This window comes from Saccharomonospora xinjiangensis XJ-54, from assembly GCF_000258175.1.
Taxonomy (GTDB): Bacteria; Actinomycetota; Actinomycetes; order Mycobacteriales; family Pseudonocardiaceae; genus Saccharomonospora; species Saccharomonospora xinjiangensis.
Genome location: NZ_JH636049.1, coordinates 2,339,275 through 2,365,325, shown reverse-complemented (window position 1 = coordinate 2,365,325; position 26,051 = coordinate 2,339,275). Strand labels below are relative to the sequence as shown.

General features: G+C 68.6%; 23 protein-coding genes. 15 read left to right on the top strand and 8 right to left on the bottom strand.

From position 1 onward, the window contains the following. Positions 1–36: 36 nt before the first annotated feature. The 8 genes from rpsR to SACXIDRAFT_RS10300 all read left to right on the top strand — a co-directional run bounded on the left by rpsR (position 37) and on the right by SACXIDRAFT_RS10300 (position 7,924). On the top strand, positions 37–285 hold the full coding sequence (rpsR, locus tag SACXIDRAFT_RS10335) for a 30S ribosomal protein S18 (RefSeq protein WP_005460546.1): 249 nt from the start codon (positions 37–39) through the stop codon (positions 283–285). Positions 286–299: 14 nt separating this feature from the next. Then, positions 300–755 (top strand): 50S ribosomal protein L9, encoded by a 456-nt coding sequence (rplI, locus tag SACXIDRAFT_RS10330; RefSeq protein WP_006238504.1) that lies wholly within the window; start codon positions 300–302, stop codon positions 753–755. Positions 756–948: 193 nt separating this feature from the next. Continuing rightward, entirely contained in the window at positions 949–1,377 is a 429-nt protein-coding gene (locus SACXIDRAFT_RS10325) for a hypothetical protein (RefSeq protein WP_006238503.1), read from the top strand. After that, positions 1,374–1,988 (top strand): DUF3558 domain-containing protein, encoded by a 615-nt coding sequence (locus SACXIDRAFT_RS10320; RefSeq protein ID WP_006238502.1) that lies wholly within the window; start codon positions 1,374–1,376, stop codon positions 1,986–1,988. Before SACXIDRAFT_RS10325 ends, SACXIDRAFT_RS10320 begins: the two co-directional genes overlap by 4 nt. Positions 1,989–1,992: 4 nt before the next feature. Then, complete coding sequence (locus SACXIDRAFT_RS23705; protein WP_006238501.1) at positions 1,993–3,405, top strand: hypothetical protein; 1,413 nt, start codon at positions 1,993–1,995, stop codon at positions 3,403–3,405. Positions 3,406–3,443: 38 nt separating this feature from the next. Next, on the top strand, positions 3,444–4,241 hold the full coding sequence (locus SACXIDRAFT_RS10310; RefSeq protein WP_040922122.1) for an ESX secretion-associated protein EspG: 798 nt from the start codon (positions 3,444–3,446) through the stop codon (positions 4,239–4,241). A 460-nt stretch (positions 4,242–4,701) separates the two neighbouring features. Further along, positions 4,702–7,140, top strand: coding sequence for a replicative DNA helicase (locus SACXIDRAFT_RS10305; RefSeq protein WP_006238499.1), 2,439 nt, complete (start codon positions 4,702–4,704; stop codon positions 7,138–7,140). Between the two features lie 310 nt (positions 7,141–7,450). After that, positions 7,451–7,924 carry a DUF6194 family protein gene (locus SACXIDRAFT_RS10300; RefSeq protein WP_040922121.1) on the top strand — a complete coding sequence of 158 codons (474 nt, stop codon included), beginning with the start codon at positions 7,451–7,453 and terminating at the stop codon, positions 7,922–7,924. A gap of 116 nt (positions 7,925–8,040) precedes the next feature. On the opposite strand, the gene SACXIDRAFT_RS10295 is transcribed toward SACXIDRAFT_RS10300, so the two are convergent. Then, complete coding sequence (locus SACXIDRAFT_RS10295; RefSeq protein ID WP_006238497.1) at positions 8,041–8,421, bottom strand: hypothetical protein; 381 nt, start codon at positions 8,419–8,421, stop codon at positions 8,041–8,043. 88 nt (positions 8,422–8,509) lie between these two features. Between SACXIDRAFT_RS10295 and SACXIDRAFT_RS10290 the strand changes: the two genes are divergently transcribed. The 5 genes from SACXIDRAFT_RS10290 (at position 8,510) to SACXIDRAFT_RS10270 (ending at position 13,179) form a co-directional block, all read left to right on the top strand. Then, the gene (locus tag SACXIDRAFT_RS10290) at positions 8,510–9,283 is read left to right on the top strand and encodes a dioxygenase family protein (protein WP_006238496.1); all 774 of its coding nucleotides are present in this window, start codon (positions 8,510–8,512) and stop codon (positions 9,281–9,283) included. Between the two features lie 66 nt (positions 9,284–9,349). Then, positions 9,350–10,648, top strand: coding sequence for an AI-2E family transporter (locus tag SACXIDRAFT_RS10285; RefSeq protein WP_408640378.1), 1,299 nt, complete (start codon positions 9,350–9,352; stop codon positions 10,646–10,648). Next, a complete protein-coding gene (gene macS / locus SACXIDRAFT_RS10280) occupies positions 10,645–11,793 on the top strand; it encodes a MacS family sensor histidine kinase (RefSeq protein WP_006238494.1) in 1,149 nt (382 codons plus the stop codon). Before SACXIDRAFT_RS10285 ends, macS begins: the two co-directional genes overlap by 4 nt. After that, entirely contained in the window at positions 11,790–12,440 is a 651-nt protein-coding gene (locus tag SACXIDRAFT_RS10275) for a response regulator (RefSeq protein WP_006238493.1), read from the top strand. Before macS ends, SACXIDRAFT_RS10275 begins: the two co-directional genes overlap by 4 nt. 67 nt (positions 12,441–12,507) lie before the next feature. Beyond that, a complete protein-coding gene (locus tag SACXIDRAFT_RS10270) occupies positions 12,508–13,179 on the top strand; it encodes a DUF1707 SHOCT-like domain-containing protein (protein ID WP_198284313.1) in 672 nt (223 codons plus the stop codon). Positions 13,180–13,247: 68 nt separating this feature from the next. Here the strand turns inward: SACXIDRAFT_RS10270 and ptsP are convergent, their stop codons facing one another. From ptsP to leuS, 3 genes are all read right to left on the bottom strand, one after another. Continuing rightward, entirely contained in the window at positions 13,248–14,885 is a 1,638-nt protein-coding gene (gene ptsP, locus SACXIDRAFT_RS10265) for a phosphoenolpyruvate--protein phosphotransferase (protein WP_006238491.1), read from the bottom strand. Between the two features lie 6 nt (positions 14,886–14,891). Then, positions 14,892–15,779, bottom strand: a complete 888-nt coding sequence (locus SACXIDRAFT_RS10260; RefSeq protein WP_040922583.1) for a ribokinase — start codon at positions 15,777–15,779, stop codon at positions 14,892–14,894. Between the two features lie 450 nt (positions 15,780–16,229). Further along, a complete protein-coding gene (gene leuS / locus SACXIDRAFT_RS10255) occupies positions 16,230–19,079 on the bottom strand; it encodes a leucine--tRNA ligase (RefSeq protein ID WP_006238489.1) in 2,850 nt (949 codons plus the stop codon). 266 nt (positions 19,080–19,345) lie between these two features. On the opposite strand from leuS, the gene SACXIDRAFT_RS10250 reads away from it, so the two are divergent. Next, positions 19,346–19,747 (top strand): SdpI family protein, encoded by a 402-nt coding sequence (locus SACXIDRAFT_RS10250; protein ID WP_040922582.1) that lies wholly within the window; start codon positions 19,346–19,348, stop codon positions 19,745–19,747. Positions 19,748–19,775: 28 nt separating this feature from the next. Here the strand turns inward: SACXIDRAFT_RS10250 and SACXIDRAFT_RS10245 are convergent, their stop codons facing one another. The 3 genes from SACXIDRAFT_RS10245 to SACXIDRAFT_RS10235 all read right to left on the bottom strand — a co-directional run bounded on the left by SACXIDRAFT_RS10245 (position 19,776) and on the right by SACXIDRAFT_RS10235 (position 22,173). Further along, the gene (locus SACXIDRAFT_RS10245) at positions 19,776–21,026 is read right to left on the bottom strand and encodes an MFS transporter (RefSeq protein ID WP_006238487.1); all 1,251 of its coding nucleotides are present in this window, start codon (positions 21,024–21,026) and stop codon (positions 19,776–19,778) included. Then, complete coding sequence (locus tag SACXIDRAFT_RS10240) at positions 21,023–21,514, bottom strand: MarR family winged helix-turn-helix transcriptional regulator (protein WP_006238486.1); 492 nt, start codon at positions 21,512–21,514, stop codon at positions 21,023–21,025. The genes SACXIDRAFT_RS10245 and SACXIDRAFT_RS10240 overlap by 4 nt, the downstream gene beginning before the upstream one ends. Before the next feature lie 65 nt (positions 21,515–21,579). Further along, positions 21,580–22,173: a YqgE/AlgH family protein gene (locus tag SACXIDRAFT_RS10235; RefSeq protein ID WP_040922120.1), complete on the bottom strand. Its 594-nt coding sequence runs from the start codon at positions 22,171–22,173 to the stop codon at positions 21,580–21,582. Positions 22,174–22,489: 316 nt separating this feature from the next. On the opposite strand from SACXIDRAFT_RS10235, the gene SACXIDRAFT_RS10230 reads away from it, so the two are divergent. Then, positions 22,490–24,439 carry a TNT domain-containing protein gene (locus SACXIDRAFT_RS10230; RefSeq protein ID WP_006238484.1) on the top strand — a complete coding sequence of 650 codons (1,950 nt, stop codon included), beginning with the start codon at positions 22,490–22,492 and terminating at the stop codon, positions 24,437–24,439. A 24-nt stretch (positions 24,440–24,463) separates the two neighbouring features. Here the strand turns inward: SACXIDRAFT_RS10230 and SACXIDRAFT_RS10225 are convergent, their stop codons facing one another. Next, positions 24,464–25,990: a CCA tRNA nucleotidyltransferase gene (locus SACXIDRAFT_RS10225; RefSeq protein ID WP_006238483.1), complete on the bottom strand. Its 1,527-nt coding sequence runs from the start codon at positions 25,988–25,990 to the stop codon at positions 24,464–24,466. Positions 25,991–26,051: the final 61 nt, after the last annotated feature.

Genomic DNA, 26,051 nt, shown 5'->3' with positions numbered 1-26,051 from the left:
TGAACCAACCACATCGACGTTCCCCAGGAGTACATCGTGGCGAAGCCACCAGTTCGCAAGCCGAAGAAGAAGGTCTGCGTGTTCTGCAAGGCCGAGAAGCAGGGTCACCCCGAGCTGATCGACTACAAGGACACCAACATGCTGCGGAAGTACATCTCCGACCGCGGCAAGATCCGGGCCCGCCGGGTCACCGGCAACTGCAGCCAGCACCAGCGCGACATCGCCACCGCGGTGAAGAACTCGCGCGAGATGGCGCTGCTTCCCTACACATCGACGGCTCGCTGAGGAGGGCGTCGGACATGGCTAAGATCATCCTGACGACCGACGTGGCGAACCTCGGAGGCCCCGGCGACATCGTCGAGGTCAAGGACGGCTACGCCCGTAACTTCCTGTTGCCGCGCGGCCTCGCCATCACGGCGACGAAGGGCGCGGAGAAGAACATCCGCACCATCCGGCGGGTCCAGGAGGCGCGGCGCATCCGCGACCTCGACCACGCCAAGGAGATTCGCTCCACACTGGAGGGTCTCGGCACCGTCCAGGTCAAGGGCAAGGCCGCGGAGGGTTCGAAGAAGCTCTTCGGCTCGATCACGGCCGCCGACATCGTCGGCGCGATCTCCTCTGCCGGTGGCCCGCAGCTCGACAAGCGGATCATCGACACCGGCCAGCACATCAAGACGCTGGGCAAGCACCAGATCAAGGCCCGCCTGCACCCCGATGTGACGGTGGACCTGCGACTGGAGGTCGTCCCCCAGTAGGGGCCCGGACCTCATGAGGAGGACAACGGCGGAATCTCGTACGCGAGGTTCCGCCGTTGCCGTTTCGAGACCACGAACGGGAACCCACGGGCGCCCCGGGGCGTCGGACGTAACGGGCGACAACAGCGCTTGACGCGCTTCGTCCGCCCTGAGCAGACTGCTTCTCACCGCACGGCGTTGAAGGGGACAGGGCATGGTAAACGCGGCAGTGGATGGTGGCGGCGCGGCGATCGGCGCGGCAGCCGGGGGCATGATCGCGGTTGCGGCACCCGCTGTCGCAGGCGCCCCCGCCCCCAGCAGTGGTGGCTACAAATTCTCTCGCGAGGAGATCGACGACGTCATCCGCCAGTGGGAGGACCTGCACGGCAAGCTTCTCGAGGACCGCAGGACCGCCAACTACATGATCGGTGTGAGGCCGCCGGGTGCTGAACCTGCGAGCGAGGACTTCACGGCGAGCGCCAATCCGTCGGGCACAGCGTTCGCGCAGGCACTCGAGAAGATGATCGACTACGTGCAGAGGTACATCCAGGCGCTGCGCAACGCCCGCGACGGGATCACCACTCGCGAAGACGAGTCGCAGGAGCACATCAGCAACGTCGGCTCGGGAGTGATGGAGGTATGAGCCGCCGCACGGCTCGCGCATTCTCCGCGCTCACACTTGTCACGGCCGCGTCCGTACTGACCGCCTGCGGTGACGACTCCGCGGCGAATCCACCGGGCCTCGCCGACCAGAAGGACACAGCCACCTCCTCGGCGGCGGGTGCCGGAGCCGACGTGCCGACGGTGTCGAACCCGCTCGATGTCACCTCGTTGGCGTCGGACCCATGTGCGGCCCTGTCCTCGGCGCAGCTGACCCAGTTCGGGTTGGGCGACGGAGAGACGCAATCGAACGCCGGGCACGCAGGCAAGGCCTGCCGGTGGAAGCGGACCGAGGAAAGCCTCGACTCCGTCGATTTCACCGTTGTCACCGAGAACACCGACGGCCTCGCCAGCGTCTACGCGTCGAAGGACGGGAGCGCCTACTTCGAACCGACCGAGATAGCCGGATATCCCGCCGTCTACACGGGTCTTACTGACAGCAGGGACTCGGGAACATGCGATCTGTGGGTCGGGGTCAGTGACCAGCAGGTCGTGTACATCATGACAAATCTCGTCTCGGCGGAGTCCGCCGAGGCATCGTGCGGACTGGCCGCCGACGTCGCCGAAGCCGCCATCACCACCCTGGGGGGTTGATCACATGCCACTTTTCCTGGTTCCCTTCGTGGCCGGTGCCGTCGTGGGCGCGGGCACATACGGTGCCGTGACGCAGGACGAGGCAGGCGACTACTCGGCCGACGCCGGTGGCCGTCAGCTCAACGCACACCAGATCTACGAGCAGCTCCAAGCGGGTGACCACGGCAGTTCGCTGATGACCGGCCGGGATTCCGCGAGCACGCTGAAGAACAGCTTCGGCGACCGCGTCACCGAGATGGACGCGCTCGCCGCCAGGATGGACGAGGCGTGGCAGGGCGACTCGGCAGAGGCCGCCAAGGCCGGCGCACACCCACTGAAGCAGTGGCTCGAAGATTCGCAAGTCAAGTTGCACGAGAGCGACAACACCATGGCCTCGCAGCTCGACGCCTTCAACACGGTGCGTTCGCAGGTGCAGCCTGTGCCCGCCGAGCCGCCGAACAGCAACTTCATCAACGACATCACGCCGTGGGAGACCGACACCGACCGCGCCATCAAGCAGTACAACTCGATGGCTCAGGCCAACGTCGAGGCCTACAACGCCTATTACGCGGCGAGCGGCTCCAACGCCCAGTCGCTGCCCACCTACAGCACCGTCGATGGCCAGTTCGGTGACGTCGAGGTGGATGGCAACGGCGGTGGTGACGGTGGTGGCGGGATCGGTGGTGGCCCGTACCCCGGCGGTGGCGGGGGTGCCGGCGGCGGTGCTTACCCCGGCGGCGGCAGCGGTAGCGGTGGTGCGTACCCCGGTGGCACCTATCCCGGTGGTAGTGGATCAGGCGGCGGCACTGGCGGTTCGTATCCCGGTGGCGGTATCGGCGGTGGCCCGGCGCCGTATCCCGGTGGCAACTACCCCGGCGGCGGTGGCTTCCCCGGTGACGGGATCACCGGTGGCCCGGCCCCGTACCCCGGCGGTTCGTATCCCGGCGGTGGCTTCGGCCCTGGTGAGCCGGACGACAGCACGAACGCCTCCAGGTTCACCCCGACGAAGCCCACAACCCCGAATTTCGGAGGCGGCGGCGGGGACTTCTCGCCCGGCCTCGGTGGCGGACCTGGCCTCGGTGGCGGCCCCGGCGGTGGCGGCCCCGGGCTTGGTGGCGGTCCCGGCCTCGGCCCCGCCGGTGGTGCCGGCCTGATGGGCCCCGGTGGTGCGGGTGCCGCGAGCGGCGCTGCCGCACCGGGCGCCGGCGCCGGTTCGGGTTCGGGCCTCGCTGGAGGCCGGGCCGCGATGGGTGGCGCTGCCGCCGCGGGTGCGGGCCGGGGCATGGGCGGTATGCCGATGGGCGCCATGGGCGGAGCAGGCGGAAGGGGCCAGGGCTCCGAGGACGAGGAACACCAGACGAAGTACCTCGTCGAGGAGGACGGTGACTCCTTGTTCGGCAGCGACGAACTCACCGCACCGCCTGTCATCGGCGAGTAACTCGAGTCCGCTCAGTAACAGAAGGAACGGAAAACACCGTGCTGGAACAGCAGGTGAGCATGTCAACGGCCACCATGCTCAACCTCATCCGCCGCACCGGCGCCGAGCCCCACATCGTGCTGGCCGGCACGCCGACGTGGGAGGACGAGCGGGCGAGGACGAAGGCGGACGAGCGTGCCAACACCGAGTTGGCCCGCCTCGGGCTGTACGACGGTCGTAACGTTCATCCCGGCTTGAAGGCCACGGTGGAGGCGATCGCCCGCCCTGCTCTGGAGTACTACGCGTGGGTCAACGGGGGCATCGACAACCAGCGGCTGAACTACACGGTGCTGGCGGGAACGGCTGCGGGCGAGGCTTTCGTCGTGGTGCGGCACTCCGATGCCGACCGGGTGGCGTTCGGTTCCGTGCATCCGAACGAGCTGATGGAGAACTTCCTGGCGCAACTTCCGAACCTCGGGCCGGGTCGGGGCCATCCCCTTCGGGTGCCGAAGAGCGAACTCTCCGGTGGAACCAAGCGGCGCGAGTTCGACGGTGAGAACTTCTCCGTGATGTCCAACGGGCGGCGCAGCGCGGGGAGCTCCGAAGTGGCGGAGATCCGTCGCATTCTGGGCTTGCCGAGGCTCGGCGGCGGCAGTCTCTATGTGGCTGCCCGCAGCCGTGGCGGCAAACGGGAACGGGCCGAACGCCCGGTGAATTACATCGACACCACCGAGGGGCGCTGGCTCACCGAGGAGGTGCCCGGCAGCGGCGAGCCCGCCGTCTCCTTCACACCGGCGACCCCGCACCTGCTCGGCGAGCGGTTACGCAACGCACAGAGCCGGATACCGGTCACCTGATTACTCTCCACCCATTCAGTCCAGCGTGCGCTTACTGAACGCTGTGTCACGTTATCCACAGCTTCGGCTCGGGGTGCCACGTGCCCCGAGCCGCGACACGCCGACGAACGTGTTTCGCGCGACACGCCGAAGTTTTTCCCACAAAGTTGTCCACAGGTTATCCACAGGGTTTGACCTGCGAGTTTCTCAAACCGGACAGAAGTTGTCCCCAGTTTATCCACAGCTTTGCGCCAGCCTGTGGTTTGTTGGGGCCAGTCATCCCCAAGTTATCCACAGGTGTATCCACAGGCTGGATTGCGATAGTCCTTCTGAGCGATCTAGCGTGCCTTGCGGGCGCGCGAACACCGAGCCGCGACGCGCGGCTTCTCGCGACGTCCTCACCTAGACTGTCGAACAGGCGTTCGACCGTGCCGTCATGCCGACCATGCGTCGATCGACCTTTCAGGAGGTGCCTGCACCAGTGGCGATCACCGACGACCGCGGTCCCGCGTTCACCGCAGAGAGCGGTGGGTTCGAGCGCCAGCCGCCGCAGGACACGGCGGCGGAACAGTCGGTGCTCGGAGGCATGCTGCTGTCCAAGGACGCGATCGCCGATGTCGTCGAGGTGCTGCGACCCGGCGACTTCTACCGCCCCGCACACCAGGCCGTCTACGACTGCATCCTCGACCTCTACGGGCGAGGGGAGCCAGCCGACCCGATCACCGTCTCGGCGGAGCTGGAACGAAGGGGCGAGCTGGCACGTGTCGGAGGAGCGCCGTACCTGCACACGCTGATCGCCACCGTGCCGACGGCGGCCAACGCCGGGTACTACGCGAAGATCGTGGCGGAGAAGGCCATCCTGCGCAGGCTTGTGGAAGCGGGCACCCGCATCGTGCAGTACGGCTACGGGGCCGACAACAGCGATGGCGGCGACGTCAACGAGGTCGTTGACAGGGCACAGTCGGCGATCTACGAGGTCACCGAACGGCGCACCAGCGAGGATTACGTCGCGCTCGAGGAGCTACTCCAGCCGACGATGGACGAGATCGACGCCATCGCGTCGAGAGGCGGCACCGCACAGGGCATCCCGACGGGGTTCACCGACCTCGACGAGGTGACCAACGGTCTGCACCCGGGACAGATGATCATCATCGCTGCCCGCCCCGGTGTCGGTAAATCGACGCTGGGACTCGATTTCGCGCGTTCGTGCTCCATCAAGCACGGGATGACCAGCGTGGTGTTCTCGCTGGAGATGAGCCGCACCGAGATCGTCATGCGCATGCTCTCCGCCGAGGCGAAGATCAGGCTCGCCGACATGCGCGGTGGCCGCATGTCCGACGACGACTGGACCAGACTGGCAAGGCGGATGAGCGAGATCAGCGAGGCGCCGCTGTTCATCGACGACTCGCCGAACCTGACGATGATGGAGATCAGAGCGAAGGCTCGCAGACTCAAGCAGCGCAACGATCTCAAACTCGTCGTCGTTGACTACATGCAGCTGATGACCTCCGGCAAGCGTGTCGAGTCGCGACAGCAGGAGGTCTCCGAGTTCTCAAGGCAGTTGAAGCTGCTGGCCAAGGAACTCGAGGTGCCCGTCGTGGCGATCAGCCAGCTCAACCGTGGCCCCGAGCAGCGCACCGACAAGCGCCCGATGCTCGCCGACCTGCGCGAAAGTGGTTGCCTCACCGCTGCGACGCGGTTGCTGCGAGCCGACACCGGGACCGAGGTCAGCTTCGGAGAGTTGCTGTGCACGGGAGAGCGACCCATCGTGTGGTCACTCGACGAGCGGATGCGGCTGGTGCCGCGTCCGATCACCAACGTCTTCTCCAGCGGTGTCAAGGAGGTCTTCAAGGTCCGGTTGGCGTCCGGCCGCGAGATCGAGGCCACCGGCAACCACCCGATGCTCACCGTTGACGCCTGGTTCCCACTGCGGGAGTTGCCGGTCGGTTCGCGCGTGGCGGTTCCCCGCCGCACCCCCGAACCCCTCACCGTGGAGCCGCTCGCGGCGGCGGAGGTGAGCACGCTCGCGGCCCGGCTCGGCGACAGCTCGCGCGGCCACGAGAAGTCCGTACCCGGTCGGGTCTTCTCCCTGCCGAGGGAACAGATCGCACTGTTTCTGCGGCACATCTGGGCAACCGATGGTTCCGTGCGATGGGACGAGAAGGCGGGGCAGGCTCGGCTGTACTACGCGACGACCAGCAGGCGGCTCGCCGACGACATCGCCCGGTTGCTGGCCCGCATCGATGTGTTCGCCCGGATCGAGCCGACGACGAGGTCCCTGGACCGGGGGTGCTACCACGTGGTCGTCCACGGCGCGGAGAACCAGCTCGCTTTCCTGGAGGAAGCCGGTCGCCACGGAGCTCGGTCGTTGCAGGCCGAGGTCGTCGAGAACAAGCTGCGGGAGATCACCGGCAACACCGATATCGACACCGTGCCGAACGAGGTGTGGTCGCGGGTTCGTGAGCTGTTGTCGGTCCGCTCGATGACGCACAGGGACGCTGACGAGCCGGGGGACACCCGGTTCCGCGGGTCAACGACGCGGGAATCCGCTCCGAGCCGGACTCGCCTTGCGCAAGCGGCGGCGGTGCTGAACGACGCGGACCTGGACATGCTGGCCACCAACGACGTCTTCTGGGACGAGATCGTCGAGATCACCAGCCTCGGACAACAGCCTGTCTACGACGCCACCGTCCATCAGACGCACAACTTCGTGGCGAACGGCGTCGTCCTGCACAACTCGCTGGAACAGGACGCCGACATGGTGATGCTCATCCACCGGCCCGACGCCTGGGAGCGCGACGACCCACGCGCGGGCGAGGCCGACCTGATCCTGGCCAAGCACCGCGCGGGCCCGACGAGCACCATCAGCGTTGCGCACCAGCTCCACTACAGCCGCTTCACCGACCTCGCCACCGAGTGAGGCTGCCTGCGGGGACATCGCCGTGCCTGGCCTGTAGCCCGCAGGGTCGGCCTGCGTCGAAACCGGGACCGGCGCCTGCACCGGCCTGCCACTGACCGCGACGGGGCCTTCGGAGTCCTGCCTTCCGCATGCCCGCGTGCGGTGCCCGGCACCGAAACAGCGACACCTCTCGCCCATTTGAGGGTTGCACGCCAAGACCCCAGCTCTCTGAGAAAAAGTCCCAATAAGCAGTTCAATGACACACTTGAAGTGCAGGAAAATCGCTGTTCGAAGGGACTTTGTCGTGAATTCCGTGGCTCCCGTAACTCCCGTGGCTCCCGTAACCGCCGAGTCGGTCGTGCGTCACATCGCCGAGTCGTTCGACGGGGTCCACGTTGTCGAACACGACGGTGACACGTTCTGCTTCTACGGGCCGGGCGGCGACGTCGATATCGCTCGCACCCTGCCGTTCGCCACCGTCGTGACTGGTGATCACCACGAGGCCGTGTCCCGGCTGGACGCCGACGGCGCGTACCGCCTCAACATCGGCCTCACCAAGGCCAGCTACGTCGAGCGGTTCGGCCCAGCGCCGACCGAACGGGACGAGGACGGAGTGCTCGTCACCGACGCGGACTACACGGCGAGGGACGTCCTGATGCCACATCCGTTCTACGCATCGCAGTACTGGGTGGGCGTGGTGAACCCGAGTGCCTCGACGTTCGACACGGTGCGTCCGCTGCTGGCCGGCGCGTACGAATTCGCGGTGAGGAAGTACGACAACAGGACCGCCCGAGCCGAGCGCTGAATGCGCGGCCGCGCGGATTGCCGGCGGATGGCTGTTCTCGGGACACGGCCATCCCCCAGGTGTCGTCGCCAGCCGGGAAACTCGGGGCGACCACGGCAGGGATCATCTGAGGCGCCTCACGAGAGCACGATTCCCGCGTCACACAGTGCCTGCTCCACGCGCAGACGCTCGATGTCCCGCTCGATGCCCTCGGCGACCTCGTCGAGACGCTGGGCGACACCGACGGACTCGCACGTCTGCGCGAGCAGGGCGTCGTAGGCAGCGGTGGCGGCCCTGCGCCGGACGACGGGTGTTCCCGGGCCGAAACAGGCGAGTGCCCTGCGGAGGCGGCGCAGGTCCGCCGCCAGTCGTTCGACGGGAGGGTGGGTCGGCTCCGGAGACCGTCGTGATCTCCGGCGCCGGACCGCCGTGAGCAGGCGCGGCAGCGACAGAACCACGGAGAACACCAGCGTCGGGGCCACCACGACGCCGAGATAGATCAGGAGATTCCCGACCACGACTCATGGTAGGCGCGGAGCGCTGCTGGCGGACAAGCCTCGCGCGACGGTAGACTTTGGTTGAAAATTCAATTTCCTGGAGTCCTCGATGACCGATCGCATGCCGGTTCTGTATCTCAGCCACGGCGCACCCCCACTCGCCGACGACCCCGTCTGGACAGGGGAGCTGGCCCGCTGGTCCGCGAACCTTCACCGCCCGAAGGCGATCCTCGTCGTGTCCGCGCACTGGGAGGAGGCCCCGCTGACCATCGGCGCCACGACCACGGTGCCGCTGGTGTACGACTTCTGGGGCTTCCCCGAGCGGTACTACCGGGTGACCTATCCGGCGCCCGGCGCTCCCGAACTCGCCGACACGGTCGAGCGCCTGCTGCGCACCACATCGACGCCGGTGCACCGCGACCCGGCCCGCGGCCTCGACCACGGCGCCTACGTGCCGCTCGTCGAGATGTTCCCCGCCGCCGACATCCCGGTGCTCCAGATGTCCATGCCCTCGCTCGACCCCGCCAAGCTGTTCGAACTCGGGCGCAAGCTCGCGCCCCTGCGCGACGAGGGGGTTCTCGTGATCGGCAGCGGCTTCTTCACCCACAACCTGAGCGCGATGCGCGGCCAACCGGACGGGCCGCCGCCCCAGTGGTCGGCCGAGTTCGACCACTGGGGTGCCGAGACGCTCGCCGCCGGTGACATCGACGCCGTACTCGACTTCGCCAACAAGGCACCTGCCGCCTCGCTGGCACATCCACGCACCGAGCACTTCGCGCCGCTGTTCGTGGCACTCGGCGCGCAGGACACCGGTCCCTCACCCCGCACGGTGATCGACGGCTACTGGTTCGGACTGGCCAAACGCTCGGTGCAACTCGACTGACGGCCACGTGCGGGAAGGCAGCGAGTCCGGGGCCATCACCTGCGAAAGACCCGATACGGTTGCCTCGTGAGCGAGTCGGAACACGGGGGACGTCACGGCCGCACGAGTCGTAAGGTGCCGAAACTGTCCGAGGAAGCGGACGTCATCGGCTGGGTGCCCAAGGGGCTTCGGGTGAGCGCGGCCCTGTCGTGGCGGTTCCTCGTCGTCGTGGCGGCCCTCTACGTGGTCGTGTGGATCGTCGGTTACCTCTCTTTCGTGGTGGTGCCGGTGGCGATCGCGTTGCTGCTCGCGGCGCTGCTCGCGCCCGCCGTTCAGCAACTGACGGACCTGCGGATGCCGAGACCGCTCGCCGCGGCCGTGGTGCTGATCGGCGGACTCGGCGCGGTCGGTGGCCTGCTGACGTTCGTGATCGTCGAGTTCACCGCAGGTCTTCCCGAACTCCAGGAACAACTGAACCGAAGCCTCGACCAGGTGAAGGACTGGCTCATCAACGGGCCACTGCACCTGCGTGAGACGCAGATCGTGGACTTCGTCAACAACGCGGTGGAGTTCATCCAGCAGAACCAGGCATCCATCGCGGACAGCGCGCTCACCACGGCAGGCACCGTCGGGGAGATCCTCACCGGCTTCCTGCTGACCCTGTTCGTCCTGATCTTCTTCCTCGTGAACGGAGGCGAGATCTGGGGCTTCCTCATGAGCGGGGTGCCCGAGCCTGTGCGCGACCGCTTCGACACGGCAGGCCGCAGGGGTTTCGCCTCGCTCGTGAGCTACGTGCGGGCGACGGCAGGGGTCGCCGTCGTTGACGGTGTCGGCATCGGCATCGGGTTGTGGATCGTCGGTGTTCCGCTGGTGTTCCCGCTGGCAACGCTGGTGTTCCTCGGCGCGTTCATCCCGATCGTCGGCGCTGTCGTCACCGGCGCCGTCGCCGTGCTGGTGGCACTGGTCACCAACGGTTTCGTCACAGCCCTCATCGTCCTCGCCATCGTCGTCGGCGTGATGCAGCTCGAAAGCCACGTACTCCAACCACTGCTTCTGGGGCGGGCCGTGCGCCTGCACCCGCTGGCCGTCATCCTCGCCATCACGGCAGGCATGACGGCGGGAGGAATCCCGGGTGCCCTGCTCTCGGTGCCCCTGCTCGCCGTCCTCAACTCAGGCATCAAGTCGCTGCTGCACGAACGTGATCCGCACCCTGACGCCGTCGATGTGCTCGGCACCGACGATCCGAACAAGGGGATCGTCTGGGACACCGCAACCAGCGGCGAGCGGCGCGACGACTCCGGCGGCAACTCCGGCCGCGACGACTCCGGCGACGGCGAACCCAGGGCGGATGCGGAGCCTGGACACCGGGAGCCTGACAGAGCATGACCGCGTCACCATCACTGCGGGACCCGGCGACACCGCTGTGGTACGGCGCCGTCGTGCTGCGCTGGGTGACCCTCTTCTTCGCACTCGGCGCCCTCCTCGTGCATCTCGACGGCTACGTCCGGCCCTGGCTCGCGTGGACGGCGTTCGGCTGCATGGCTATCTGGACCGTGGTCACCACTCTCGGCTACCTGCGGCCGGGAGGCCGTGTCCCGCTGCTCGTGGTCGCGGACGTGCTCGTCACCTGCGGCATCATGCTGACCTCGCCCTTCGTGCTGTCGGACGTTCAGTACGCGGAACTCGCGCCGCTGGTGACCACGGTGTGGGCGGCGGTACCACCGGTGGCGGCAGGTGCTCGGTTCGGCGGGGTCGGCGGCGTCGTGGCAGGGCTTGCCATGGCCGTCAGCACGGCAGTGGCCAGGATGGAGATCAACCTTGACGTGGCGCGCGACGGCGTCCTGCTGACGGCGAGCGGTCTTCTGATCGGAGTAGCGGCGGCAACCGCGCGAAGGTCGCAGGCCGCGCTGGCACGAGCCATGCGTACCGAGGCGGCGACAGCCGAGCGCGAACGGCTCGCCAGATCCATCCACGACAGCGTGTTGCAGGTGCTGGCCCGGGTTCGGAGGAGAGGCTCCGAACTGGGCGGGGAAGCCGCCGAACTCGCCAGGCTCGCGGGAGAGCAGGAGATCGCGCTGCGGGCACTCGTCACGACGGAACCGCCAGGCACCTCCGACAACGACACGGCGGACCTGCGTTCGGCGCTTCAACTCCTCTCCACCTCGCGGGTACAGATCGCGGCACCGGCGGGAGAGGTGCGACTGCCCTCGGACGCCGTCACCGAACTCGTGGCCGCCACAAGAGAAGCACTGTCCAACGTAGACAAACATGCGGGGCCGTCGGCGAAGGCCTGGGTCCTGCTCGAAGACCTGGGGGAGGAGATCGTGTTGACGATCAGGGACGACGGTCCCGGCATACCGCAGGGCAGGCTCGAACGTGCCCTGGCGGAGGGACATCTCGGCGTGGCGAAGTCGATCAGGGGGCGGGTCACTGAACTCGGGGGAACCTGCACTCTCGTCACCGCACCTGATGAAGGCACCGAATGGGAACTTCGAGTTCCGAGGCCGCGGCAGGGAAGGAAAGCGCGATGACCGTCTCCGTCATGATCGTTGACGACCATCCGATCTGGCGCGACGGGGTGGCCAGGGATCTCGCCGAACACGGCTTCGATGTCAAGGCCACCGCCCCCGACGCCGACGCGGCCACCCGGATCGCCCGCGCCGTGCGCCCCGACGTCGTTCTCATGGACATCAATCTCGGCGGCACCTCCGGTGTCGATGCGACGAGGGCCATCACCGGCGAGCTCCCGGACACCAGGGTGCTGGTGCTCTCGGCAAGCGGTGAGCACGACGACGTGCTCCAGGCCGTCAAGGCCGGAGCCTCCGGATATCTCGTCAAGTCGGCCTCCGTGGCCGAGCTGGTGGACGCCGTACGCCGGACGTCCGAGGGCGATCCGGTGTTCACTGCGGGGCTGGCAGGCATGGTGCTCGGCGAGTACCGCCGCATGGCCGACGCACCCACCGCGGGGGATCCCCCACCGAGGCTCACCGAACGCGAGACGGACGTGCTGCGCCTCGTCGCCAAGGGACTCACGGCGAAGCAGATCGCCGATCGGCTGGTGATCTCGCATCGCACCGTCGAGAACCACGTGCAGTCCACGCTCCGGAAACTCCAGCTGCACAACCGCGTCGAGCTTGCCCGCTACGCCATCGAGCACGGACTCGACAGGGACGGGTGAACACTCCGGGCAAGTCTCAGGGTTCTCCCGGATCTCGCGAGGCCGTGTGCTCTCTAGCATCGACTGCGTGAGCGACGACAAGGACGAGCGGGACGCCGGTGAAGAGATCACCGAGGAGCAGCGCCGGTTGCGCGGACTGCGGGTGTCCGACTCCGAGCGGGAACATGTCGTCGAACTGCTGAAGGCGGCCATCGGCAGGGGCATGCTCGACCTCGACGAGTTCAGCGAGCGAGCCGACGTCGCCTACGCCGCGCGGACCAGGGGCGAGCTGAACAAGGTGCTCATCGACCTGCCTGGGCTGGTTCATCCCGAAGCCGCCATGGCATCCGGGGGCAGGGCGGGGTGGGAGGGAGACGCCGCATTCGCGCCCGGTTCGTACGCGGCGGGCAAACCGCTCGTCATTCGCGCGCACGGCTCCGCGGTGGTTCGCAAGGGCCGCTGGGTCGTGCCGCCGCACTTGCTGGTGCGCAACCGGTACGCCGACACCCGGCTCGACTTCAGCGAGGCCCAGGTGACGAGTGACGTCGTGCGGATCGAACTCGACGTCAAATGGGGCGGCGTGACCATCGTCGTCCCCGATCACGCAGGTGTCAGCCTCAACGAACTGCACGACCTCAAGTGGTCGTCGGTGAGCGACAAGAGCAAGGGCGATTCGGGTTCCCCGCGCTACCTCGTGACCGGCAAACTGCACGGCGGGTCGCTCAGTGTGCGCCACCCCCGCAAGGGCCTGTTCTCCTAGGCGACAACGAGTCACCCGGTCGGCGCGTGACTCGTTGTCGGCATGGCCGCGCCGGCGTCCGTGACCGGTCACCCGATCTCGGCGACGGCGGCGCGCGCGGCCCTCGCTGTCGGTGCCGCGACCGCGGCGGCTGCGGCACGCTCACAGTCGGCGAAGGTGACCGCCGCGAGGCTGGCGCCCACCGCGCGCACCGCGCCCGCGTTCATGGAAAGGCTCGTGATGCCGAGCCCGGTCAGCACCCGCGCGAGCAGGGGATCGGCCGCGGCCTCGCCACACACCCCAGCAGGCTTGCCCTTCTCTTTCGCCGCCTCGCCGACGAGCGCGACAAGACGCAGCAGCGCTGGCTGCCACGGGTCGTTCAACGTCGCCACCGCACCGAGCTGACGGTCGGCGGCGAACGTGTACTGCGCGAGGTCGTTGGTTCCGAGTGACACGAAATCGACGGCGTCAAGGACCTCACGCGCGGTCAGCGCCGCCGAAGGCACCTCGATCATCACTCCCACCCGCGAGAGGCCCGAAGCCCTGGCCCGGTCGGCGAACCACGCCGCCTCCTCCGCTGTGGCCACCATCGGCGCCATCACGGAGACATCGGCGCCCGATTCTTCCGCCGCACCGGCGATGGCTTCGAGCTGCCGGTCGAGCACGCCTGTGCGCTCGAACGACACCCGGATGCCACGCACGCCGAGTGCCGGGTTGGGTTCGTCCTCCTGCGCCAGGAACAGCAGTGGCTTGTCCGCGCCCGCGTCGAGCGTGCGCACGATGACCGGTTTACCCGCGAACGGGCCGAGCACCGCCGAGTAGGCGGCCTTCTGGTCGGCGACGGCGAGTTCGACATCGACGTCGAGGTAGCAGAACTCGGTACGGAAGAGACCGATGCCCTCGGCACCGGCCTCCGCCGCTGTCAGCGCGTCGGCAGGCGCGCCGACGTTGGCGAGCACCTTGACCCTGCGACCGTCCGATGTGGACCCGACGCCGTCCCACTCGGCTCGCGCGGACTCCGTCGCCGAGACGACCGGCGCATCGCGATCGACGGCCTTCACCTCACCGGTGACACCGTCAACGGCGACGGCCTCGGCCTCCATCGCGAGCGCGCCCCTGACCGCCACCACGGCGGGTATGCGCAGCGAACGCGCGAGGATGGCGGTGTGGCTGGTGGGGCCGCCCTCCTCCGTGACGAGGGCGAGCACCTTGTCCGGGTCCAGCGCGGCGGTGTCGGCAGGGGCGAGATCGCGGGCGACGAGCACGCTGGGGCGCTCCAGCGTCGGCACACCGGGCGGTTCGATGCCGAGCAACTCCGCGATGATGCGGTCGCGCACGTCGTGGATGTCGCGCACCCGCTCGGCCATGTACCCGCCTGCCGAGGCCAGTGCCGTCGCGAAGCCGTTCGCCGCCTCGTACACCGCTCTCGCCGCTGGGATGCGTTGCGCCGTCACGAGCTGTTCTGCCTGGCTCACCAGCGCTGGGTCGGCCGCCATCGCCGCCGTGGTGGTGAGGATCATCGCCGCGTCGCCGGTCGCCGCGGCGGCCGTGGCTTCGAGCCGAGCGGCCACAGCCTGCGCCGCCGGTGCGACACGGGCGGCCTCCGCGTGCGGGTCGTCAGGGGCGGGCGTGCTCGCCGGCTCCTCGATCGACTCGGTGACCTTGACGACGGGGCCGCTCGCGCGGCCGGGGCTGACCCCGACCCCGGACAGCTGCGGTTCACGCATTCCGGCTCACCTCAGTTCGGCGACGGTGGGATAGGACGGCTGGGCACCCCGGCGGGTCACCGAGAGCGCCGCGACCCTCACGGCGTCCTCGACCGCGTCGGCGAGCGCCGACCCTTGGGCGAGGGCGGTGGCCAGTGCCCCGGCGAAGGCATCGCCTGCTCCGGTCGTGTCAACGACATCGACACTGGGCGAGGGTATCTCTGTGAGCCCGCCGGCCTCGACGACGACCGCGCCCCTCGCACCGGAGGTCACCACGGCGGCGCGGGGGCCCAGTTCGAGCAGAGCCGGTAACTCGGAGGTCGTCACGGCCGAGTCCTCGGCACGCCCGAGCAGCCAGGCCGCCTCGTGCTGATTGACGACCAGCACGTCAACGACCGCGAGCGTGGGCGCGGGCACGGCTGCGACGGGGGAGAGGTTGAGGATCGTCGTCGTCCCCGCCGCCGCAGCCGCGTTGACGGCGTACTCGACGGTGTCGAGGGGGACCTCCATCGACACGACCACGACCTCGGGCCCGGGAAGGCAGCCCGCGACGTCGTCGGGGCGCAGCGCGTGGTTGGCGCCGGGCGAGACCAGGATCGAGTTCTCGCCATCGGGCGTCACCGTGATGAACGCGAGGCCGGTCGGCTTCGGCACCACGCGAACGAGGTCGGTGCGCACACCCGAGGAGCGGAGGGAATCCAGCAGGAGCGTGCCGTTCGCGTCGTCGCCGACAGCACAGAGCAGAGCGACGTCGGCACCGAGCTTGCCTGCCGCGACCGCTGTGTTGGCGCCCTTGCCTCCCGGAAGCACCTCCGTGTCACCACCGAGCACCGTCTGCCCGCCTTGGGGACGGCGATCGGCGGCCACCACGAGGTCGGCGTTGGCCGAACCCACGACGAGCACCTGTGCGGTCACATCAGCAAGAGTGCCACGGAAGGTCACCATCGCGTCGAGCCCCCGCACATCGTGTCCGCAAGCTGTGCACAGGTGTCTGCACTTCCCGTACGAGCTCGCGTGCAGGAAGTGCACACACACGTACAAGAGGTGCGGACACGAGTGCAGGAAGTGCGGACACGGGTACAGAAAGTGCGGACACGGACCGCGTTTCGGCTTGTGCCGACCTAAAGGATCTCTGTAACTTTCACACCCGTCGGAACGACAGGTAGGCGAGAGCTCGCAAGGCTCACTCGATAGGGTGAACTTCGTGCCGGTGCGTCACAACACCGCCACGAGGAGTTCTTCACTGGCACCACCGCCACCGTGCGGGGTGTGTCCGGGCTCCTGCGAGGGAGCATCGGGCATCGGGTCGCCGGCATCGGTCACGTAGCCCCCCGAGTGATCGGTGCCGGCGGCGCCCGGGCCCTGCTACTTCACCACGTTCACCAGGCGATTCGGCACCACGATGACCTTGCGCGGTTCCGCGCCGCCGAGGAGTGCCACGATCTTCTCGTCGGCAAGAGCGGCCTTCTTCACCGCGTCCTGGTCCGCGTCGGCAGGCACCGACACCCGCGAACGGACCTTGCCGTTCACCTGGATCGGATACTCGACCTGCTCGTCAACGAGGTACTTCTCGTCCGGCACAGGGAACGGCCCGTGAACCAGCGTGTCCTCGTGGCCGAGCCTGCTCCACAGCTCCTCAGCCACGTGCGGGCACAGCGGCGCGAGCATCAGCACGAGCGGTTCGGCCAGCCCACGCGGCGTCGCCTTGGCCGAACCGTACTTCTTCGTGACGTGGTTGTTCAGCTCGATCAGCTTCGCGCCCGCTGTGTTGAACCGCAGGTTGGCGTAGTCCTCCCTGACTCCCGCGATGGCGCGGTGCAGCTGCCGCAGGTCGTCGTCGGACAGCTCGGTGTCGTCAACCCGGACCTCGCCGGTGTTCTCATCCACCACGAGCCGCCACAGTCGCTGGAGGAAACGCTGCGCGCCGACGACGTCCTTCGTGGCCCACGGCCGCGACACGTCGAGAGGGCCCATCGCCATCTCGTAGAAGCGGAAGGTGTCGGCGCCGTAGTTCTCAGCGATCTCGTCGGGAGTAACGACGTTCTTCAGGCTCTTGCCCATCTTGCCGTACTCCTGACGGACCTCCTCCCCGTTGTGGAAGAACCTGCCGTCGCGTTCGGTGACCTCGTCGGCGGGGACGTAGACACCACGGGAGTCGGTGTAGGCGTACGCCTGGATGTAGCCCTGGTTGTACAGCCTGCGGTACGGCTCCTCCGACGACACGTGACCGAGGTCGTAGAGCACCTTGTGCCAGAACCGCGAGTAGAGCAGGTGCAGCACGCCGTGCTCGACACCGCCGATGTACAGGTCGAGACCACCCGGGTCGCCTGGGCCGTGTTCTTCGGGGCGAGGGCCCATCCAGTAACGCTCGTTGGCGGGGTCAACGAAGCGTTCTTCGTCGAGCGGATCGATGTATCGCAGCTGGTACCAGCACGAACCCGCCCACTGCGGCATCACGTTGGTGTCGCGGCGGTACGTCTTCGGGCCGTCGCCGAGGTCGAGGGTGACCTCGACCCAGTCGGTCGCCCTCGCGAGCGGCGGCTCCGGCTCGGCCTCGGCGTCCTCCGGGTCGAACGTCTTCGGTGAGTAGTCGTCCACCTCAGGAAGCACGACGGGAAGCTGGTCCTCCGGCAACGCGATCGGCGTGCCGTCGGAGTCGTAGACGACGGGGAACGGTTCACCCCAGTAGCGCTGGCGGGCGAACAGCCAGTCGCGCAGCTTGTACTGGACCGTTCCCTCGCCGTACCCCTTGCGCTCCAGCCATTCGATGATCGCCCGCTTGGCGTCGTCAACACCGAGCCCGTTCAGGCTGATCTCGTCGTTGGCGGAGTTCACAGCAGGGCCGTCGCCGGTGAACGCCTCACCGTCGAAGCCCTCGCCCGGCTGCACCGTACGGACGATGTCCAGCCCGAACTTCGTCGCGAAGTCCCAGTCGCGCTGGTCCTGCGCGGGCACGGCCATGATCGCGCCGGTTCCGTAACCCATCAGCACGTAGTCGGCGATGAAAACGGGGATCTGCTTGCCGTTCGCCGGGTTCGTCGCGAACGCGCCGGTGAAGACACCGGTCTTGTCCTTGCTCTCCTGCCTGTCCAGCTCGGACTTGCGGGACGTCTCGCGCCGGTACTCAGAGACGGCCTCGGCCGGGGTGGCGGCTCCGCCGGTCCAACGCTCATCGACGTCGCCGGGCCATTCACCGGGCACCAGCTCGTCCACGAGCGGGTGTTCCGGGGCGAGCACCATGTACGTGGTGCCGAACAGGGTGTCCGGCCGGGTGGTGAACACCTCGATCGTGTGCTCACCCGCGCTGAACCGGACGTTCGCGCCCCGCGAGCGGCCGATCCAGTTGCGCTGCATCGTCTTGATCTTCTCGGGCCAGTCGAGCCGGTCGAGGTCGTCGATCAGCCGGTCGGCGTACGCGGTGATGCGCATCATCCACTGGCGCAGGTTGCGCCGGAACACGGGGAAGTTGCCGCGCTCGGTGCGGCCGTCCGCCGTGACCTCCTCGTTCGCCACCACGGTGCCGAGTCCGGGCGCCCAGTTCACCGGCGCCTCGGAGAGGTAAACGAGCCGGTGGGAGTCGATGATCTCGCGCTGCTCCTTGCGCGACAGCTCGCTCCACGGCCTTCCGTCAGGGGTGGCTTTCCTCCCCTCCTCGAACGCCTTCTCCAACTCCGAGATAGGCCGTGCCTTGTCCTGCTCGGTGTCGTAGTAGGAGTTGAAGATCTGGAGGAAGATCCACTGCGTCCAGCGGTAGTACTCGACGTCGGTGGTCGCGATGCGGCGACGCTCGTCGTGCCCGAGGCCCAGCCTGCGGATCTGCGCGAGGTACCGCTCGATGTTCGCCTCGGTGGTGGTGCGCGGGTGCGTTCCCGTCTGCACGGCGTACTGCTCGGCGGGCAGCCCGAACGCGTCGAAGCCCATCGTGTGCAGCACGTTGCGGCCGACCATGCGGTTGTAGCGGGCGAACACGTCGGTGCCGATGAAGCCGAGCGGGTGGCCGACGTGCAGACCTGCCCCCGACGGGTACGGGAACATGTCCTGCACGAAGAGCTTGTCCGACGGCACAGGCGAGTCCTCGGCGAGCGCGCCCACGGGGTTGGGTGCGTGGTAGGTGCCGTGCTCGGTCCAGTAGTCCTGCCAGCGCTTCTCGATGCGCTCCGCCAACTCCGCCGTGTAGCGGTGCGCCGGCGTCGTCGCCTCGGTGCCGTCCGTCATCGCGACCCTCCTGTGGACCCGCCTCCAAAGACAACGCAACCCCCCAAGCCCGAAGGCGTGAGGGGTTCGCCGCGCCGACCCGGTCAACCGGTCAGCGCGGCCAGCTAAGGAGCGAGCGTGCCGTCGTCATCACCTCTTATGGTAGCCGCCCCGCACACCGCTTTCCCCGAAGGTCCCAAGGCGAGGGCGGTGCGAAGGCCCCGTCGTGGGCAACAGCACGTCCGGCGGTCGTCGTGATGGGGCGCGGGGCCAGTATCCTCACGAGCGTGTTCGTGCTCGCGCTGATTCCCGCACTGCTCGGCGTCCTGGTCGGCTGGGGCGGCTTCCTCGGCTGGCAGGAGAAGCTTCCCCGCTCACGCGGCGCGGGAGTGCGGACCGAGGCGACCATGCGCAGCGACGAGGCGTTCCGCGTCGCCAACCGCGTCGCCGGCCTCCCGACGATGGTCGCCGGCGCCGTCGGGGTGCTGGCCGGTGCCGCCACGCTGGCCATGCCGAGCACACTCGGCGCGGTGCTCGCCGCCACCTTCGGCGTCGTGGCCGTGTTCGTCCTCGTCGCTGGCGGCGGCGTCCTCGGCCACCGTGCGGCGACCCTGATCCCCGCGCCTGTCGAACCTGCGGGCTGCGGTGGTTGTGCCTGCGGTGGCGGTGGCTGCGGCGCCCTTCGCTGAGCCCGCCGTCCGGTCCGCCGTTCTCTGATCACCCCACCGCCTCGGGCTGCCGCACGCCGGTGGTGAACCGCCGCAGCGGCGCGTTGCCCAGAGCCAGCACGCCGAGGCAGACGAGACACAGCAACCCGCCCGAGGCCGCCGCGAAACCGGGCGAGGTGAAACCCGCGACGGCACCGGCGCGGAAGTTGCCAAGGTCGGGACCCGCGATGCCGATCACGTTCTCGACCCCGCTCACCCTTCCGCGATGCGAGTCCGGCGTCGCGAGCTGCACGAGCGCCCCACGCGTGATCACCGAGACCGTGTCGGCGGCACCGGCCACCGCCAGCAGGACCAGCGCCAGCCACAGGGGTTGGGCCAGCCCGAACGTCGTGAGCGCGGCAGCCCACACCATCGCCGCCACGAGCTGCACGACCCCGAGGCGGCGAAGCCGCGTGAAGGAGCCGGAAAGAAGCCCCGCCGCCGTTCCGCCGACCGCGATGGCGGAGAGGAAGAGACCGAGCGTGGCGGGGTCGCCTGCGAAGCGCTCGTCGTTGATCGCGGGAAACAGCGCGATGGGCATGGCGAGCACCGTGGCGAACACGTCGGTGAGCAGCGCTCCCGCGACGACGGGCGATCGGACGACGAACGCCAGCCCCACGACGATCGATCTCGGCCCCTGCCGCTCCTTGGACGCGGCCCGGCGCATGGGCGGAAGGCGAAGGACCCCGTACGCGGCCACGAGCAGCGTCGCGGCGTCGGCCGCGTAGCAGGCGCCGACGCCCCACGCCGACGTCACGACGCCGCCGAGAGCCGGACCCGCCAGCATGGCCACCTGGAAGCTGAGGTTCGTCCACGCGAGTCCCGCGCTCACCTGCCCTTCCGGCAGCAGGGTCACGACGAAGGTCTTGCGGGCGGCCGAGCCGAGCCCCGCGAAGGCGAACTGCGTCGCCACCAGGGCGAGCACGAGAGCGAGTGAGGACACCTCAGCGAGCGCCTGCACCGCCATGCCCGCGGCCGCGAGCGCCTGCACCGCGGTGGTTACCAGGACGAGCTTGCGACGGTCGAGCACATCGGCGAGCACTCCACCGACCAGCCCGCACACCACCATGGGCACCGCCTGCGCGAGACCGACCACACCCACCGCGACGGGGTTCGCCGTCAGGTCCCACACCTGCGCGAGCACGGCCACCACCGCGAGCTGGTGACCGATCGTCGAGAACGACGAACTCACCAGCAACCGACGGAACGCGGCGCTGCCGCGCAGCGGCCGTGCGTCGAGGAAACCCGCGAGCAGGCTCACCGTTCCGCCTCGATGCGGGCGAGCCGCTCGGCGACCCGGTCGCGGAACGATCGCGTGCGCAGAGCCTCTTCCATGTCGCGGACGGCGCGGGCCAGCGAGTGCGGCAGCTCCGCGTCGAGTTCGGCCACGGCCTCCTCGGTGGCCAGCCATTCGGCTTCGAGGAACGGCAGCAGTTCCCGCGCGGCTTCGGTCAGCTCCACGACCTTCGTCCGCGCGTCGGAACCCTGCCTCGTCGTCACCAGCCCGTCGCGCCGCAGGACGGCGACCGTCTGGCTCATGGCCGAGTGGGTCACCTCGACGGCGGCGGCGAGTTCCCTGATGGTCATCGGGCCGCGCCTGCCGAGCTTGATCAGCGGCATGGTGTGCCGGGGCCGCACGGTGACGCCACGCTCGGCGTAGATTCGCGCGATCTCGTCGTCCATAGCCTCCTGCAACCGCCTCAGCGGTCGCCAGAAGCCTTCGTCCTCCGTGGGGTCACGAGAAATCATGACAGGACTGTAACAGTGCTTATGTAAATGCTGTCAGAGATCCCCGGACCAGTCGCACGGAGCCCTCAGTTGCGCTGGAGATCGCCGGGATGAGTGGCGAGCAGAGCCGTGGGAAGGCCCTGCCTGCGAAGGACCTGACCCCACAGGTCACGGGCCGGCGTCGCGAGGACGTCTCCTGGCAGTGCGGGCACGATGAGCCAGTCTCCCCGCTCGATCTCGCCTGCGAGCTGGCCCGCATCCCAGCCCGCGTAGCCCGCGAACACCCGCAGCCCTCGCACCTTCGCGACCAGCGCGTCGGGATCCGAGTCCAGATCGACGAGCGCGACAGGGCCCCGGACCGCGATCACGCCGGGCACGGTCGCCGCCGTCTCGCCCGTCCGCAGCGTGGCCAGGCACAACGCCGTCTTCTTCTCAACCGGCCCGCCGACGAACACCGACCTCGGCTCCGCGACGTGGTCGCCCCAGTGCGGCAGAACCTCGTGAACCGCGACCTCGCTCGGCCGGTTCAGCACGACGCCGAGTGTGCCTTCCGGCCGGTGATCGATCACGAAGACGACCGTCCTGCGGAAGTTGGGATCGAACATCGTGGGGGCAGCGACCAGCAGCGTTCCCGGTTCCACCTCGGCGTCCGCACTCACCGCTCCATGATCCCACCTCATGCCGTCACGGACGGTGCGGTATCGCCGCCTCAACCGATTCCGGGCACGCGTTAGGCTCCTCGCTCGTGACAACGGCTGGCACAACGGCACCGATCACCGTCACCTCGGCCGACGGCCTCGTGAGTGTCACCTCGGCCCGAACGGTGAGGTCAACGACGTGGAGTTCGAGCCAGGCATCCATCGCTCGGCCAGCCCGATAGGTTGAGGCCGAGCTGGCTCGTTGCTCACATCCGCGGCACCCTGCCACACCGCGACCCCCAGGCACGGTAAGAAACATGTGAACTCATGGGGGACACACCGATCGAGGGGGAAATCCGTGCGCTACAGAGTCGAGGTGGCCGACCGACCTGATGCGTTGTACGCACTGTGGGACGGTCGGATCTTCCGCGCCAACCGCTCCACTGCCGACGGCACAGTCCTGCTCGTCGTTCCGGAAGGCGAAGAGCCGCCGGACGGTTTCGACGCCGTGTCCGAAGGCAGGCCGGCCAAGGTGGTGTCGGCCGACGAGGCGCCTGCCACCTTCGCCCTGCACACCTACTGCCTCTACGACGACGAGCCGTACCGCATCGAACCGCGCTCCGCCGAGGCCGAACTCACCCTGCGCTGGGCAGGCACCGACGAGGGCCTCGCGACGGAACTGGGACTCACCGGCTTCAGCACCACCACCGACGACCCCGAGACGCTGAGCGCACTCTGGCAGGAGCGGCACGACTTCGCCGACGGCGACGCGCCCCGCAGCGAACCGGGCAGCGGCGATGCGGACGTGCTGCTCGCGGCGGTCGGGCGCACGCTGCGGTCCTTCCTTCCCGCGGGCTGGGAACAGGTGGCCGCGCAGTTCCGGCAGATCGGCGACTACTCAGAACTGGAGGTCAGGGCCGTCGCCGATGACGTCGTGGTGGCGCTCTCGGCCCCGCCTCAACTGGGCCAGCTCTTCTGCCAGCTCCGTTCGGCCATGTACACGCCGGAGGAAGGCACCTGGTTCCAGGGCACCTACACGCTCGACTCCTCCGCGAACTTCGACTTCGACTACGACTCGCTGGGCGAGCCGACGTGGCGGCTCGCCCCTGAGGGGCGGAGGACCGCCGCGAGCTACGACGTAGAACTGCGGTACTTCCCGAGGAAGGACGTGCCGCGATGGCTCGCGGCGAGGGCTGGGCTTCCGCTCGACGTCCTGTTCCGGCACGCGAGAGTGGTTGACGGTCACGCGCCGGGGGAGAAGCCGGTGGTCAACCGGGCTCCCGTTCCCCCGGAACAGGTGCGCGACCTGCTGAACTACCTCTACCGGGCGCCTGTGGTGCAGGCCAAACCTGGCGCGCTGCCCGACATCTTCGTGCCTGGCCCTCCCAACGTGCCCGACGCCTTCCACACCGACGGCACATGGATCTGGCCTGCCGCCGTTCCGCACTACCTGCGCAAGTACGGCGTGCCTCCCGAGCCCGACCTGCTCGATCACATCAAGGCTGCCGGGTTCGCCGTCCCCTACGTCGATCCGCAGGTCAGGGCGGCCGCCGAGGCCGATGTGCTCGGCGCCGTCCGCCCGCCGCAGACGTTCGACGGCGCGGAGCACGACCCAGTGAGCCGCGTCCGTCGCGGCGAGGAGCCAGGGCGGGCGCTGAGGGCCTCGGAGATCCTTCGCATGGTGCGCGAGCGCCTCGCCGAACTCGGGGTGCCCGACAGCGCCTACCGCATCGGCGAGGCGGCCGACGGCGTGTGGTGTCTCCGCAGGACCGCGCAGGGGTGGGAGGTCGCGCGGCACGCCGAAGGCGAGCCGGTGGAGCCTCGCTACTTCAGCCGGGTTCAGGGTGCCGCCGAAGCACTCCTCGGCGCGCTGCTGCTGTTCCCCGGCAGGGCGTGGCCGGAAGCGGCGTCCAAGTCCACCCCGTCCCTCCCCGCCACCGCCGACGCTGATAACCACGACCCGGTCGCAGGTGCCACCGAGTGGCCGATCCTGCCGTTACGCGGGGAGCCGCCACTGCCGTTCTACCGTGGCAAGCGTTTGCTCACCCTTCCGGCGGGAACCGTGGTCGATCGTTACGGCGGCGACACGGGCAATCTGGTGCATCCGCAGGGCACGCCGTTCGCCCAGACGTCGCTGACCTTCGAAAGGGAGTCCGACCGGCGCCGATACCGCGTGGCACGGCCGATCGGTGTGCTCAGCGGTGTGCTCCGCCCGTGGGGCACATTGCCGGGGGGAGGCGTGGGTTACCTGCTGCCCCGCTCCGTCTGCCAGCACGTGGAGAGCGGGGCGCTGGAACCACTGGCGTAGTCCCCGCGCCCCACGCGGCCGCGTCTACTCGCTGGAAGCGCCGGTGTGCTCGCCGGGCGAAGCGGCGCCGATGCCCTGGTCCGCGGCCCACCGGTGCAGCTCTGCCACGGCCTCGTCGTGACTGAGCGGACCCCTGTCGAGCCGGAGCTCCTTGAGGTGCTGCCACGCCTTGCCCACCAGCGGGCCCGGCTTGAGACCGAGGATGCGCATGATCTCGTTGCCGTCGAGGTCGGGCCGCACCCTGGCGAGGTCCTCCTCCTCGGCGATGCGGGCGATGCGCTCCTCGAGATCGTCGTACGAGCGTTGAAGAGCGGCTGCCTTGCGCCGGTTGCGGGTCGTGCAGTCGGCGCGCACCAGCTTGTGCAGCTTCGGCAGCAGCGGGCCCGCGTCCGTCACGTACCTGCGCACGGCGGAGTCGGTCCACTCGCCGCGACCGTAGCCGTGGAAGCGCAGGTGCAGGAACACGAGCTGGGCCACGTCGTTGATGACGTCCTTGGGGTACCGCAGGGCGCGCAAACGCTTGCGCACCATCTTCGCGCCGACCACCTCGTGGTGGTGGAAGCTCACACCACCACCCGGCTCGAACCGCCGGGTCGCGGGCTTCCCGATGTCGTGAAGCAATGCCGCGAGCCGCAGCACAAGATCGGGCTCCAGCTTCGGCTCGTGGGTCGCCTCAAGGTCGATCGCCTGCTCCAGCACGGTCAACGAGTGCTGGTAGACGTCCTTGTGCTGGTGGTGCTCGTCGATGGCGAGCCGCATCCCCGGCACCTCGGGCAGCACGTACTCGGCCAGCCCCGTGTCCACGACGAGTTCGATGCCCTTGCGCGGATGACTGCCGACGATGAGCTTCGACACCTCGGTCTGCACCCGCTCCGCCGTGATGCGCCGGATCTCACCTGCCATGTCGGTCATGGCCTTCACAACCCTCGGCGCGGGCTCGAAGCCGAGCTGGGAGGCGAACCGTGCGGCGCGAAGCATCCTCAGCGGGTCGTCGGCGAACGACTCCTCGGGGGTGGCGGGCGTGTCGAGGGTCTTCCTCGCGAGCGCCTCCAACCCTCCGTGTGGATCGACGAACGTCTTCGTCGCCACCTCGACCGCCATCGCGTTGACCGTGAAGTCACGGCGAACGAGGTCGCCCTCGATGGAATCGCCGAAGTCCACCTCGGGGTGCCTTCCGACACGGTCGTAGGTCTCGGCACGGAACGTCGTGATCTCGCACGTCGTTCCGGACTTCGCCGCCCCGACGGTGCCGAACTCGATACCTGTGTCCCACACGGCGTCGGCCCAGCCCGACACGAGACGCTGGATCTGGTCGGGACGAGCGTCTGTGGTGAAGTCGAGATCGGTGGAGAGACGGCCGAGCAGCGCGTCCCTGACGCTTCCCCCCACGAGATAGAGGCGGTGGCCTGCTGCGGCGAACCGGGTGGCGAGCTCGTCGGCGATCGGGGAGACGCGCATCAGCTCGGCGACGGCGTTACGCTTCGCCTCCGTGAGCCGCCGCGCGGCGGATGCCTCGCTGTTCCGCTCGTTCACCGAGGTCTGACTGCCCAAGGGGTCCCCTTACTACACGGCCGGATCGAGATGGATACGCCAAGCCAGGGTAGGCGACGTG

Coding starts and splice junctions, on each gene's coding strand:
- rplI (WP_006238504.1), top strand. CDS start 300: ATGGCTAAGATCATCCTGACGACCGACGTGGCGAACCTCGGAGGCCCC.
- SACXIDRAFT_RS10325 (WP_006238503.1), top strand. CDS start 949: ATGGTAAACGCGGCAGTGGATGGTGGCGGCGCGGCGATCGGCGCGGCA.
- SACXIDRAFT_RS10320 (WP_006238502.1), top strand. CDS start 1,374: ATGAGCCGCCGCACGGCTCGCGCATTCTCCGCGCTCACACTTGTCACG.
- SACXIDRAFT_RS23705 (WP_006238501.1), top strand. CDS start 1,993: ATGCCACTTTTCCTGGTTCCCTTCGTGGCCGGTGCCGTCGTGGGCGCG.
- SACXIDRAFT_RS10290 (WP_006238496.1), top strand. CDS start 8,510: ATGACCGATCGCATGCCGGTTCTGTATCTCAGCCACGGCGCACCCCCA.
- macS (WP_006238494.1), top strand. CDS start 10,645: ATGACCGCGTCACCATCACTGCGGGACCCGGCGACACCGCTGTGGTAC.
- SACXIDRAFT_RS10275 (WP_006238493.1), top strand. CDS start 11,790: ATGACCGTCTCCGTCATGATCGTTGACGACCATCCGATCTGGCGCGAC.
- ptsP (WP_006238491.1), bottom strand. CDS start 14,885: ATGCGTGAACCGCAGCTGTCCGGGGTCGGGGTCAGCCCCGGCCGCGCG.
- leuS (WP_006238489.1), bottom strand. CDS start 19,079: ATGACGGACGGCACCGAGGCGACGACGCCGGCGCACCGCTACACGGCG.
- SACXIDRAFT_RS10240 (WP_006238486.1), bottom strand. CDS start 21,514: ATGATTTCTCGTGACCCCACGGAGGACGAAGGCTTCTGGCGACCGCTG.
- SACXIDRAFT_RS10235 (WP_040922120.1), bottom strand. CDS start 22,173: ATGAGGTGGGATCATGGAGCGGTGAGTGCGGACGCCGAGGTGGAACCG.